Origin of the sequence: Streptomyces sp. NPDC057486, assembly GCF_042802415.1 — a bacterium.
In the GTDB taxonomy this organism is placed as follows: domain Bacteria; phylum Actinomycetota; class Actinomycetes; order Streptomycetales; family Streptomycetaceae; genus Streptomyces; species Streptomyces yanii.
The window spans coordinates 42,412-55,040 of record NZ_JBHVEE010000060.1; the positions used below are offsets into that span (position 1 = coordinate 42,412).

At 67.7% G+C, this 12,629-nt stretch carries 9 protein-coding genes; 5 read left to right on the plus strand and 4 right to left on the minus strand.

From position 1 onward, the window contains the following. Positions 1–32: 32 nt before the first annotated feature. On the minus strand, positions 33–2,747 hold the full coding sequence (gene acnA, locus ACFU6I_RS26035) for an aconitate hydratase AcnA (protein WP_384371052.1): 2,715 nt from the start codon (positions 2,745–2,747) through the stop codon (positions 33–35). Positions 2,748–3,068: 321 nt separating this feature from the next. Next, on the minus strand, positions 3,069–3,944 hold the full coding sequence (locus ACFU6I_RS26040) for a hypothetical protein (protein WP_384371054.1): 876 nt from the start codon (positions 3,942–3,944) through the stop codon (positions 3,069–3,071). A 751-nt stretch (positions 3,945–4,695) separates the two neighbouring features. Here ACFU6I_RS26040 and ACFU6I_RS26045 point away from each other — a divergent pair. Next, complete coding sequence (locus ACFU6I_RS26045) at positions 4,696–6,225, plus strand: UDP-N-acetylglucosamine 1-carboxyvinyltransferase (protein WP_266980305.1); 1,530 nt, start codon at positions 4,696–4,698, stop codon at positions 6,223–6,225. Between the two features lie 534 nt (positions 6,226–6,759). Here ACFU6I_RS26045 and ACFU6I_RS26050 read toward each other — a convergent pair. Beyond that, positions 6,760–7,008, minus strand: coding sequence for an SCO4226 family nickel-binding protein (locus ACFU6I_RS26050; protein WP_384371056.1), 249 nt, complete (start codon positions 7,006–7,008; stop codon positions 6,760–6,762). Positions 7,009–7,375: 367 nt separating this feature from the next. Between ACFU6I_RS26050 and ACFU6I_RS26055 the strand changes: the two genes are divergently transcribed. Then, positions 7,376–7,603, plus strand: coding sequence for a hypothetical protein (locus tag ACFU6I_RS26055; RefSeq protein ID WP_345514115.1), 228 nt, complete (start codon positions 7,376–7,378; stop codon positions 7,601–7,603). A 439-nt stretch (positions 7,604–8,042) separates the two neighbouring features. Here ACFU6I_RS26055 and ACFU6I_RS26060 read toward each other — a convergent pair whose 3' ends face one another. Further along, positions 8,043–9,038, minus strand: coding sequence for a LacI family DNA-binding transcriptional regulator (locus ACFU6I_RS26060; RefSeq protein ID WP_384371064.1), 996 nt, complete (start codon positions 9,036–9,038; stop codon positions 8,043–8,045). 285 nt (positions 9,039–9,323) lie between these two features. Here ACFU6I_RS26060 and ACFU6I_RS26065 point away from each other — a divergent pair, with 285 nt between their 5' ends. The 3 genes from ACFU6I_RS26065 (at position 9,324) to ACFU6I_RS26075 (ending at position 12,589) form a co-directional block, all read left to right on the plus strand. Beyond that, a complete protein-coding gene (locus ACFU6I_RS26065; protein ID WP_266980355.1) occupies positions 9,324–10,250 on the plus strand; it encodes a carbohydrate ABC transporter permease in 927 nt (308 codons plus the stop codon). A gap of 2 nt (positions 10,251–10,252) precedes the next feature. Then, positions 10,253–11,194 (plus strand): carbohydrate ABC transporter permease, encoded by a 942-nt coding sequence (locus tag ACFU6I_RS26070; RefSeq protein WP_384371058.1) that lies wholly within the window; start codon positions 10,253–10,255, stop codon positions 11,192–11,194. A gap of 63 nt (positions 11,195–11,257) precedes the next feature. Continuing rightward, a complete protein-coding gene (locus tag ACFU6I_RS26075) occupies positions 11,258–12,589 on the plus strand; it encodes an ABC transporter substrate-binding protein (protein WP_384371060.1) in 1,332 nt (443 codons plus the stop codon). The last annotated feature ends 40 nt before the right edge of the window (positions 12,590–12,629 follow it).

Below are 12,629 nucleotides of genomic sequence, written 5' to 3' on the forward strand. Positions count from 1 at the left end.
CGGGATGCGGCCCTTCCTGCTGCTGCCGGACCTTACTTGCGGATCAGGCTGCGGAGCACGTACTGCATGATGCCGCCGTTGCGGTAGTAGTCCGCCTCGCCGGGAGTGTCGATGCGGACGACCGCGTCGAACTCCACACCGGTGTCGGTGGAGACCTTCACCGTGCGCGGCGTGGTGCCGTTGTTCAGCTCGGTCACGCCGGTGAAGGAGAAGGTCTCCTCGCCGGTGAGGCCGAGTGCCTCGGCGGTCGCGCCCTCCGGGAACTGGAGCGGGAGGACGCCCATGCCGATGAGGTTCGAGCGGTGGATGCGCTCGTACGACTCGGCGATGACGGCCTTGACGCCGAGGAGCGCGGTGCCCTTGGCGGCCCAGTCGCGGGACGAGCCGGAGCCGTACTCCTTGCCCGCCAGGATGACCAGCGGGGTGCCGGCGGCCTGGTAGTTCTGCGAGGCGTCGTAGATGAACGACACGGGGGCATCGGCCTGGGTGAAGTCGCGGGTGTAGCCACCCTCGGTGCCCGGGGCGATCTGGTTGCGCAGGCGGATGTTCGCGAACGTGCCGCGAATCATGACCTCGTGGTTACCGCGGCGCGAGCCGTACGAGTTGAAGTCGCGGCGCTGGACGCCGTGCTCCGTCAGGTACTTGCCGGCCGGGGTGTCGGCCTTGATCGCACCGGCCGGGGAGATGTGGTCGGTGGTGACCGAGTCGCCCAGCTTCGCCAGCACGCGGGCGCCGGTGATGTCGGAGACCGGGGTGGTCTCCATCGTCATGCCCTCGAAGTAAGGGGGCTTGCGCACGTAGGTGGACTGCGGGTCCCACTCGAAGGTGTTGCCGGTCGGGATCGGCAGCGCCTGCCACTGGGCGTCGCCCGCGAAGACGTCCTGGTAGGACTTGTTGAACATGTCCTCGCCGATGGAGTTGGCGACGACGTCGTTGACCTCGGCCTCGGTGGGCCAGATGTCCGCGAGGTAGACCGGCTTGCCGTCCTGGTCGATGCCCAGGGCGTCCTTGGTGATGTCGACCTTCATCGAACCGGCGATGGCGTACGCGACGACCAGCGGCGGGGACGCCAGGTAGTTCATCTTGACGTCGGGGTTGATCCGGCCCTCGAAGTTACGGTTGCCGGAGAGCACCGAGGTCACGGCCAGGTCGTGCTCGTTGACCGCCTTGGAGACCTCCTCCGGCAGCGGGCCGGAGTTGCCGATGCAGGTGGTGCAGCCGTAGCCGACGAGGTTGAAGCCGACCTTGTCGAGGTACGGGGTCAGGCCCGCCTTGTCGAAGTAGTCGGTGACGACCTTGGAACCCGGGGCGAGCGTGGTCTTGACCCACGGCTTGCGGGTCAGGCCCTTCTCGACCGCCTTCTTGGCCACGAGCGCCGCGGCGACCATGACGTACGGGTTCGAGGTGTTGGTGCAGGACGTGATCGCGGCGACGGTGACGGCGCCGTGGTCGATCTCGTACGTCGTTCCGTCGGGGGCCGTGACCGTGGTCGGACGCGACGGCACACCGTTGACGGAGGCCGGGGCGTCGGACGCCGGGAAGGACTCCTTGCCGGCCTCCTCGTCCTCGGAGACGTAGTTGCGGACGTCCTGCGCGAACTGCTGCGAGGCGTTGGCGAGGACGATGCGGTCCTGCGGGCGCTTCGGGCCGGCGATGGAGGGGACGACCGTGGCGAGGTCGAGCTCCAGCTTCTCGGAGAAGTCCGGCTCCGCGGCCGGGTCGAGCCAGAGGCCCTGCTCCTTGGCGTACGCCTCGACGAGCGCGACCTGCTGCTCGTCACGGCCGGTCAGGCGCAGGTACTTCAGCGTCTCGTCGTCGATCGGGAAGATCGCGGCGGTGGAGCCGAACTCCGGCGACATGTTGCCGATGGTGGCGCGGTTCGCGAGGGAGGTGGCGGCGACGCCCTCACCGTAGAACTCGACGAACTTGCCGACGACGCCGTGCTTGCGGAGCATCTCGGTGATGGTCAGCACGAGGTCGGTGGCGGTGGTGCCGGGCTTCAGCTCACCGGTCAGCTTGAAGCCGACGACGCGCGGGATGAGCATGGAGACCGGCTGGCCGAGCATCGCGGCCTCGGCCTCGATGCCGCCGACGCCCCAGCCCAGCACGCCGAGGCCGTTGACCATGGTGGTGTGCGAGTCGGTGCCGACGAGGGTGTCGGGGTACGCCTGGCCGTTACGGACCATGACCGTACGGGCCAGGTGCTCGATGTTGACCTGGTGGACGATGCCGGTGCCCGGGGGGACGACCTTGAACTCGTCGAAGGCGGTCTGGCCCCAGCGCAGGAACTGGTAGCGCTCCTTGTTGCGGCCGTACTCCAGCTCGACGTTCTGCGCGAACGCGTCGTTGGTGCCGAACTTGTCCGCGATGACGGAGTGGTCGATGACCAGCTCGGCCGGCGCGAGGGGGTTGATCTTCGCCGGGTCGCCGCCGAGCTCCTTCACGGCCTCACGCATGGTGGCGAGGTCCACGACACACGGAACACCGGTGAAGTCCTGCATGATCACGCGGGCCGGCGTGAACTGGATCTCCTGGCTGGGCTGGGCCTGGGAGTCCCAGCCACCCAGCGCCCGGATGTGGTCGGCGGTGATGTTCGCGCCGTCCTCGGTGCGGAGCAGGTTCTCCAGCAGCACCTTCAGGCTGTAAGGGAGGCGCGCGGAGCCCTCGACCTTGTCCAGCTTGAAGATCTCGTACGACTCGTCGCCCACGCGCAGCGTGCTGCGGGCGTCGAAGCTGTTCGCCGACACGACAGTCTCCTTCATCAATGTGCGCGTACTACCGCGCCGCGCCTCATTCCGGCGGGCGCCGCGTGGTGCCGCCTACGGCTCCTCGACCATCCGCTGAGGTAAGGCTTAGTTAGGTAACCCTTACCCTTCGGCGGCTGCGGTGCACCTTCGGCAGATATCTCGATGTCGAGATAACTCTAGTACATCACCGCTGAACGGTCATGCCCGGCCGCCCGCAGAAAGCGGCCCACTCCCACACGGACCCCCTCGGCACGGCACTGCGGCACGGCAGTCGTCCGCCCGGCAACGCACGGCAGCCGCCCGACCCGGTCCCGGCCGCACTCAGGAGTCCTCGGCCAGGACCTCGTTGCGCGACACGGCGCTCCTCCGCTCCTGCGCACGGGCATGGGCCACGAGGCCCAGGAGGAGCGCGAGGAGCGCGATCGACGAGCCCACCGTCCCGAGGTCGAGACCCCCCTTGGCGACAGGCTTGGTGAGGAAATCGCCGACGGTGGCCCCGAGCGGGCGCGTGAGCACGAACGCGATCCAGAACAGCAGGACGTTCGGCACGAAAGGCACTCGCATGAGTGCGAGAAGCACCGTGAGCAGCCCGGTGACGAGAAGCGCACCACCCGCATAGCCGAGTCCGGAGCTGTCGGACAGGAAATCACCCATGGAAGTGCCGAGCGTGTTCGAGACGAGAATCGCCGACCAGAAGAGAGCCTCCCCGCGGAAAGTGACGATGTCGCGGATGGAGAACGTCAGCCCGGTGAATTTCCAGACGACGAAGACGGCAATCAGGAGCGAGATCAGGATCGCGGCTCCCGTGGGGTACCCCAGTCCCAGGCCTTGCGGCCCCCAGCCCAGCGACGTGGTCCCGCCGGACAGGTATGCGGCGCTGGCGTCACGGTTCATGAAGTCGGACATCGTGGTGCCGGCCATGCTGGTGGACAGGATGACGGTCCAGTAGAAGAAGGGGTTGTAGTGGGTGGACCTCAGCTGCACGACCAGCGTGACGACGAAGATCAGGAACAGCGCGACCGTAGTGAGGAAGTAGCCGAGTCCGAGGGTCTGGGCGAACAGGTCGCCGGCCGTCTCGCCGAGCGTCGTCGCGGCGATCTTCATGATCCAGAAGGCCAGGGTGACCTCCGGCAGCTTCTTCATCACAGAGCGATCGATGCCGGCGTTCACGCCGGTGAGCAATTCAGACTTTTCCAATGTCAATCACTCCTGGTCGGCCGATCGGCGCCTCGCTCTCTCCCGGAGTGAGCACCTTCCACGTCGCGGATGAGTGGACATCACAGTGTTGCGGGCGCAAGGCATCCCGTTACTCGGTGCCGCTGCGTGTCCGCAGGTATTTATTACTTCTTTGAATACGGAGACGAGCGTGCCGCCTTCGGCTCATTCGAGGACGCGGGGGCAGTCTTTCGCGGACGCGGTGGCAGTCTTCGTTTTCGGCGTCATGGAAGCCGACCGTTCCCGCCCGGCACATCCCCCGGGCGCCGGGCCGCTGTGCCGATGCTCTCAGGGGCGGGAACAGGAGGCCGGACACACTGCGCCAGGGCGCCACGAAGCAGTCGCGCGCCACAGCGTCGGCGATCCGGGCGCCGCGGCGGACGAGATGCGAACACAGACGCTCGCCCCGGGCGGGGCGCACCGACTCGGCGACACCCGTCGAGCCCGGGCAGGATCGCGCTGTCCGCGGTGTGGCACTCGCACGGATGCGCGCGGCGCGCTCCGGCGCCACCCGCACGGACGCACCCCGCGTGCCGGACCGCCGCACCGGGCGGACGATGGGAACGGCCGGCAGGTACCCGAAATCGGAAACGGGGCCGGCCCGGCAACCGTCATCGCCCACCTCCCCCACCATCCCCCACCCTTCCCCTCCTCACCTGCTCTCACCACACCCATCACCCGAATGCCACACCCCCATCCGATCTTCATCTCATATCTGAGATAACCTGGCGCCATGTCAGACGACTACCTCGTACGCATCGGCAAGCTCATACGTGACGCGCGTCAGCACCGGGGCTGGACTCAGAGCCAGCTCGCGGAGGCGCTCGCCACCAGCCAGAGCGCCGTGAACCGCATCGAGCGCGGCAATCAGAACATCAGCCTTGAGATGATTGCCCGTATCGGTGAAGCACTCGACAGTGAGATCGTGTCGCTCGGCTATGCCGGGCCGATGCATCTGCGGGTCGTCGGCGGGCGTCGGCTCTCCGGCTCGATCGATGTCAAAACCAGCAAGAACGCGTGCGTGGCCCTGCTCTGCGGCTCGCTGCTCAACAAGGGCCGCACGGTACTGCGCCGGGTCGCCCGGATCGAAGAGGTCTACCGCCTCCTCGAAGTGCTGAACTCCATCGGTGTGCGCACCCGATGGATCAACGACGGCACCGATCTGGAGATCGTCCCGCCGGCCCGGCTCGACATGGCCGCCATCGACGCGGACGCCGCCCGGCGGACCCGGTCCATCATCATGTTCCTCGGCCCGCTGCTGCACCGCATGGACCAGTTCAAGCTGCCGTACGCGGGCGGCTGCGACCTCGGCACCCGGACCATCGAGCCGCACATGATCGCGCTGCGCCGGTTCGGCCTGGAGATAGCCGCGACCGAGGGTCTCTACCACGCCCGGATAGACCACTCGGTGACCCCGGACAGGCCCATCGTGCTGACCGAGCGCGGCGACACGGTGACGGAGAACGCCCTGCTGGCCGCCGCCCGTCACGACGGCACGACCGTCATCCGCAACGCCTCGTCCAACTACATGGTCCAGGACCTGTGCTTCTTCCTGGAGGCGCTGGGCGTACGGGTCGACGGCGTCGGTACGACGACGCTGACCGTGCACGGTGTCCCCCACATAGATGTGGATGTCGACTACTCCCCCTCCGAGGACCCGGTCGAGGCGATGAGCCTGCTCGCCGCCGCCGTGGTGACGGAGTCCGAGCTGACGATCCGCCGGGTACCGATCGAGTTCCTGGAGATCGAGCTCGCGGTGCTGGAGGAGATGGGCGTCGACTGCGACCGCACGACGGAGTACCCGGCGGACAACGGCCGTACCCGACTGGTCGATCTGACGGTCCGGCCCTCCAAGCTGGAGGCCCCGATCGACAAGATCCACCCGATGCCGTTCCCCGGTCTCAACATCGACAACGTGCCGTTCTTCGCGGCCATCGCCGCCTCGGCGCAGGGCAAGACGCTCATCCACGACTGGGTCTACGACAACCGCGCGATCTACCTGACGGACCTCAACCGCCTGGGCGGCCGGCTCCAGCTCCTGGACCCGCACCGGGTCCTGGTCGAGGGCCCCACCCGGTGGCGCGCGGCCGAGATGATGTGCCCGCCGGCGCTGCGGCCCGCCGTGGTCGTACTGCTCGCGATGATGGCGGCCGAGGGGACCTCGGTACTGCGCAATGTGTATGTGATCAACCGCGGTTACGAGGAGCTGGCGGAACGGCTCAACTCGGTGGGCGCGCAGATCGAGATCTTCCGCGACATTTGATTCAGCCGCAGGTCAGGACGCCTTTGCTACCTCCTGGGCCGTCTGTGGGCCGTCGTCGGTGTCTCCGCCCTCGCGGAAGACGCTGTCGACGGCCAGCCTCGCTCGCGCCTGGCCGTTCGGCATGGGGTGGGTGCAGGTCCATAGGGTGAGGCCTGGATCGCCGTGGCCGAGGTACTCCGAAGAGCTTTGACGTCCTCCCCCGCGTCGAAGGCCCCCAGCCGGTCGAGGCTGGGGGCCTTCGACACCCAGAAGTGACATCAACGGGGACGGTCACTGGCGACCGAGACGCTTCCTGAGCAGCCGGCCCATGTGGCTGACGGCCTCACGTTCGAAGGAGGAACTGCCCGTCCTGCGCAGCACGTTGATCCGCCTCCAGGCCGAGCACCCACCGGGCGACAGGAACCCGGAGCCGGTCCGGCTGTGGTGCTCGGCGACCGGCCGGGCGGACTCGACCACGCGGCCTGCGGATCCGCGCCCATCGACAGCCGCCGCCGCTGCCCCCGCCTGAGGTTCTCCATAGGCAGAGGGCTTTTCTCACACGGTCAGGGGGACCGGGTGGATCTCGTCGGCCCGGTGACCAGCGCGTTCGTGAATGCGCTGGACCGCTTCAGCCGAGGGGGCCTCAGAGAGACAGTAGACGATCCCGGATTCCGGGTCCGCCCAGGCCTTCTCGAAGTGGACGCCTTCCTCCTTCTCGATGTCCAGGTCGGCCTTGTGGGTTTCCTTCAACTGGTCGGCCGTGAGGCCCTTCATTCCGTGGTGGACATCCATGAACTGGGGCATGGTGTCGTGCCTCCTTCCGACTGCCGCGTCCCGGCGAATGCTGAGTCGCTTGCCAGCTTCGTTACGTCCATCCTGTGCCTGTACGACCGTGATGGCGACCGTGCGGCACCCGCCGGCCGGTTTCCGGCACATGCGACATCGGACGAGGCCAGGGCTGCCGGCGCGGCAGCAAGCCGTGCGTGCCCTCCGCGTGCCCGATCCAGCAGTACCGGACGGGGAACGACAGCGACCGCCCGCGGAACGCGCAGGTCAGAGTCTCGTCGGGTCAGCCCCCATCCAGTTGCGCGATCTTCCAGGCCAGTGCCCCTCCCGGCAATAGTGCTCCGGCGCGGTTGACGGAGGCCTGCCCATTTGGTCGGCTCTGACCATGACTGCGGACCCGAGCGAGTACGAGAAGGCCATGCCTGCGGTGTCGGCGTTCCTGAAGAAGATGGAACGAGGCGTCGACCGTACGCGAGCGACGCACACGGGGCAGCCGTACTCAACAGTCCGGCAGGCCCTTGTCCTCGCCCTGGAGGAAGAAGGGGCTCACCCGATGGTGCCGCACGTGGTCGACGAGCTGGCCCGGCAGATCTCCGAGGGGACCAACCGCTGACACCGGCTCCCCTGTTGGTCCACGGCGAGCGTGCCGGATGCGTGTCAGGCGGGGCGGGGAACAGCGGTCAACGGCGGGTGCCGGAGTGAGCCCCACGGGTCTCCCTGGCATCGAGATGGTCAGCGTCTCTCAAACTGGCGATGTCCCGGCTCGAAGTTCCCGGGCCGCCCCGGGCCCGTATGAGGGCAGCCCACGACGACCGGCGACGACCAGCAACAACCACTCCGTGCTGCTCAGTGGCATCTGAGGGTGCATCCCCTTGGGTTGCAGCGCTGCGATGCAAGTTCCGCGACATCTGAATTCCGGATCGGGACATGTCACGGCGTCCACCCCGGCCAGTAAAAGTGCGGGCGGGAACGGGCGCGGCATCACCCGTGGGACCGCTCTGGGACTTTGCGCCGGACCGAGCTGGTCCCGGCGACGTCGGCCGCCGGCTGCGTCAGCCGACCGGCGCCGGGGGCTTCGCCGTGCTCCGGCGGATCACCAATCTGGTCGGAACCAACGTCGTGCCCCGCTCCTCCGCGTCCGATCCGATCTGCCGCAGTGCGCCCTCGACACAGCGTTTGCCCACCTCGCCGAAGTCCTGATGCACCGTCGTCAGCGGTGGTACGAACGAGCCGGAGTCCGGGATGTCGTCGAACCCGACGACGCTGACCTGGTCGGGTACGGTCCGTCCGGACTCGTGCAGCGCCCGCAACACCCCCAGCGCCATCTGGTCGTTGGCCGCGAAGATCGCCGTGCAGTCCGGCTCCTGGGCGAGGCGGAGTCCGGCCCGGTAGCCCGACTCCGCCGACCAGTCACCGCGCAGCGGTGCCGGCACGTCCCGACCGGCCTCCTGGAGCGTGGCCCGCCACGCGTCGGTCCGGCGCTGCGCGGCGAACGACTCCTCGGGGCCCGCCAGATGCCAGACCGTTTCATGGCCGAGGTCGAGGAGATGCCGTACCGCTTCCCGGGCGCCGCCGGCCTGATCGGTGTCGACGACGCTGTAGCGGTCCCCGGCGTCCGAGTCCGCCACCACCACCCCGACGTTGGGCGGCAGTGACACGGTGGCCGCGTCGAGCAGATGAACCTCCATGATCACGATGATGGCGTCCACCGCCAGCTCGCCGAGGCGCGTGAAGGCTCCGCGGACCTCGTCCTGGGTGGGGATCGCCACGGGGAGAAGGGTGGTGGCGTAGCCGTGCTGGGCCGCCGAGGTCGCGATGGCTTCGAGGGTGCGCACGTTGCCCGTGCTGGAGAGCGAGAACGTGATGATGCCAATCGTGCGGAACTCGCCTCGTTTCAGGGCCCGGGCGGCGCTGTTCGGCCGGTAGCCGAGCTCCTTCATCGCGGCGAGGACCTGGCGCCGCGTGGTGTCGACGACGCCGGGGTGCCCGTTGGAGACCCGCGAGACGGTCTGCGAGGACACACCGGCCCGCCGGGCGACGTCGGCCATGGAGACCCGCCGCTGGCGACGTGCCCCGTCGGCCGGGCCCGATGCCGCCGCCCGGTCGCCCGTGCCTGCGCTGCCGATCATCTGGTCCACCCGTGGCCTCACGTTTCGTCTTCGGCGGGTCAAGTGACATCGATGTAAATCTTGACGCCCTCCGAGAGGAGTGTAAGCATCTCACCGCGCGATGTTTACGTAAACATCCTGCACCCCCTCCACCGCTCGCCCTGGCACATCTGCGCCTATTTCCGCCCGATTCCAGGTCCCCGGTACGACCAGCGAGGAAACCGCATGACGACGCTGTCACCGCCTGCCACGGCGGGCCGCCCAGCCCCGCCGCCCCGAGGGCCCCACCGCAGGCGAGCATGGGTCGGCTGGGGTTTCGTCGGCCCCTTCGTCGCGGTCTTCGCCCTGGTGTTCCTGGCGCCGATCGCATACTCGGTCTACCTGAGCCTCTTCCGCGCCCAGCTCGTCGGCGGCACCTCGTTCGTCGGCCTGGACAACTACAGCCGTGCGATGCAGGACCCGCAGTTCTGGTCGGCACTCGGCCGGGTGAGCCTCTTCCTGCTGATTCAGGTGCCGGTCATGCTGGGGCTCGCGCTGCTCGTCGCCCTGGCCGTGGACAGCGGCCGACTGCACGGCAGGAACTTCTTCCGCATCGCGATCTTCCTCCCGTACGCCGTGCCCGCCGTGGTCGCCTCCCTGATGTGGGCGTTCATGTACGGCACGCGCTTCGGGCTGGTCGGCAACATCAACGACACGTTCGGTGTCTCGCTGCCCGACCCACTCTCCCCCGGTCTGATCCTCGCCTCCATCGGCAACATCGTGACCTGGGAGTTCATGGGCTACAACATGCTGATCTTCTACGCCGCGCTGCGGGTGATCCCGCATTCGCTGTACGAGGCCGCGGAGATCGACGGTGCCGGACAGCTCCGGGTCATCACCGCGATCAAGCTTCCCGCCATCCGCGGCGCCCTGGTCGTCGCCACCATTTTCTCGATCATCGGCAGCTTCCAGCTGTTCAACGAGCCGAGCATCCTGCAGAACCTGGCGCCCAACGCGATCACCACGTACTTCACGCCCAACTTTTACACCTACTCGCTGGCCTTCTCCGGCCAGCAGCACAACTACGCGGCCACGGTGGCGATTCTCATGGGCATCTTCACCATGATCATCGCCTACGCCGTGCAACTGCGCGGCATGCGAAAGGAAGCGTGACGATGGGAGCCTCCGCACCGACCGCAGCCCCTCTGTCGGAGGGCCTCCGCCCGCGCCGGGCCTCCGCGTTGCGCACGCCGCACGCGAAGTCCGCGGGCGGACGGCCCCGGCGCAGTGTCCTGCTCACCGTGCTCACCGGCCTGATGCTGGTCTACGCACTGGTCCCGCTCGTCTGGCTCGCCATCAATGCCACCAAGACCCAGCAGGGACTGCTCCATTCGTTCGGCCTGTGGTTCGACGACGATTTCGCGCTGTGGAGCAATATCGGCGACACCTTGACGTACGACGACGGCGTCTTCGTCCGGTGGCTGCTGAACACACTGCTCTACGTGGTGGCGGGCGCGGGTGGAGCGACGTTCCTCGCCGTGCTCGGCGGCTACGCACTCGCCAAGTTCGACTTCCCGGGAAAGCGCGCCATCTTCGCCGTGGTTATCGGTGCGGTGGCGGTCCCCGGCACGGCGCTGGCCGTACCGACGTTCCTGATGTTCAGTCAGATGGGGCTGACCAATACGCCCTGGGCGGTGATCATCCCCTCGCTGATCTCCCCGTTCGGCCTCTATCTCATGTGGGTCTTCGCCGCCGACGCGATCCCCGTGGAGCTGCTGGAGGCTGCGCGCATCGACGGTGCGAGCGAGCTGCGCACCTTCTTCACCGTGAGCCTCCCCCTGCTCGCCCCGGGCATCGTCACGGTGCTCCTGTTCACCATGGTCGCCACCTGGAACAACTACTTCCTGCCGCTGATCATGATCAAGGATCCGGACTGGTACCCGCTCACGCTGGGCCTGAGCTCCTGGAACGACCAGGCGTCCACCGCGGGCGGTGAACCCGTCTTCAACCTCGTGATCACCGGATCGCTCCTCACCATCGTCCCGCTGATCGCCGCATTCCTGCTCCTCCAACGGCACTGGCAGTCGGGACTGGCCGCCGGAAGCGTCAAGGAGTGAACCGCACCACCGATTTCCCTCTCGTTCCCGGCTGTTCACCGACAACGAAGTGAGACAACACAGATGATCAAGAAGGCACGCCGTACCGCGAGAGCCGCTGGAGTGGCCTGCGTGCTCACGCTCGCACTCGGTCTGACGGCCTGCGGTTCCTCCGACTCCGGCACCGACGGCGCGGGCGACCCGCAGGCAGCGCTCGAAAAGGGTGGCACGATCACGGTCTGGGCGTGGGAGCCCACCCTGAAGCAGGTGGCCGAGGACTTCGAGGCCGAGCACCCCAAGGTCAAGATCAAGCTGGTCAACGCGGGTACCGGCGACGACCAGTACAAGGCGCTCCAGAACGCGATCTCGGCCGGCTCCGGCGTGCCCGACGTCGCCCAGATCGAGTACTACGCACTGGGTCAGTTCTCGCTGGCCAAGTCCCTCACCGACCTGTCCGGTCTCGGCGCGGGCAAGCTGTCGAGCAGCTACTCGCCCGGACCGTGGAACGCGGTCGAGGACGGCGGCAAGGTCTACGCGCTGCCGATGGACTCCGGCCCGATGGCGCTCTTCTACAACAAGGACGTCTTCGACAAGCACCACATCAAGGTGCCGGCCACGTGGGACGAGTACGTCGAAGCGGCCCGGAAGCTGCACAAGGCCGATCCGCACGCCTACATCGCCAACGACACCGGCGACGCCGGATTCACCACCAGTCTGATCTGGCAGGCCGGCGGACGCCCCTACGGTGTCAAGGGTACGGACGTGTCCATCGACTTCTCCGACGCGGGAACCACCACCTACACCAGGACCTGGCAGAAGCTCCTCGACGACGACCTGCTGGCACCGGTCAGCAGCTGGAGCGACGAGTGGTACAAGGGCCTGTCGGACGGCACCATCGCCACCCTTGCCACCGGCGCCTGGATGCCGGCCAACCTGGTGTCGGGCGCCCCCGACGCCGCCGGGTCCTGGCGGGCCGCTCCGCTGCCCCAGTGGAAGGCGGGTGACCCGGCGAGCGCCGAGAACGGCGGCAGTTCGCTGGCCATCCCCGAGAAGAGCGGCAAGAAGGACCTCGCGTACGCCTTCCTGGAGTACGCCAACGCCGGTGCCGGTGTGAAGTCCCGCATCAAGAACGGCGCGTTCCCGGCCACCACGGCCGACCTCAAGTCCAAGGAGTTCCTGAACGCCACGTTCGACTACTTCGGCGGGCAGCAGGCCAACAAGGTCTTCGCCGAGTCGGCGGCCAATGTCGCGGACGACTGGTCGTACCTGCCGTTCCAGGCGTACGCCAACTCCATCTTCAACGACAAGGTGGGCAAGGCCTACTCTTCGGGCACCCGGCTGGCCGACGGGCTCACCCAGTGGCAGGACGCCTCCCGCGCATACGGCACCGAACAGGGCTTCAACGTCGGCAAGTGACGTCGGCCGCACCGGCGGCGGGTGGCAGCCGAGCTGCCAC

What these genes read in the sequence shown, in the direction of transcription:
- ACFU6I_RS26045 (WP_266980305.1), top strand. Translation starts at nt 4,696, where the DNA reads ATGTCAGACGACTACCTCGTACGCATCGGCAAGCTCATACGTGACGCG.
- ACFU6I_RS26065 (WP_266980355.1), top strand. Translation starts at nt 9,324, where the DNA reads ATGACGACGCTGTCACCGCCTGCCACGGCGGGCCGCCCAGCCCCGCCG.
- ACFU6I_RS26060 (WP_384371064.1), bottom strand. Translation starts at nt 9,038, where the DNA reads ATGGCCGACGTCGCCCGGCGGGCCGGTGTGTCCTCGCAGACCGTCTCG.
- ACFU6I_RS26050 (WP_384371056.1), bottom strand. Translation starts at nt 7,008, where the DNA reads ATGCCCCAGTTCATGGATGTCCACCACGGAATGAAGGGCCTCACGGCC.
- ACFU6I_RS26075 (WP_384371060.1), top strand. Translation starts at nt 11,258, where the DNA reads ATGATCAAGAAGGCACGCCGTACCGCGAGAGCCGCTGGAGTGGCCTGC.
- ACFU6I_RS26070 (WP_384371058.1), top strand. Translation starts at nt 10,253, where the DNA reads ATGGGAGCCTCCGCACCGACCGCAGCCCCTCTGTCGGAGGGCCTCCGC.
- ACFU6I_RS26055 (WP_345514115.1), top strand. Translation starts at nt 7,376, where the DNA reads ATGACTGCGGACCCGAGCGAGTACGAGAAGGCCATGCCTGCGGTGTCG.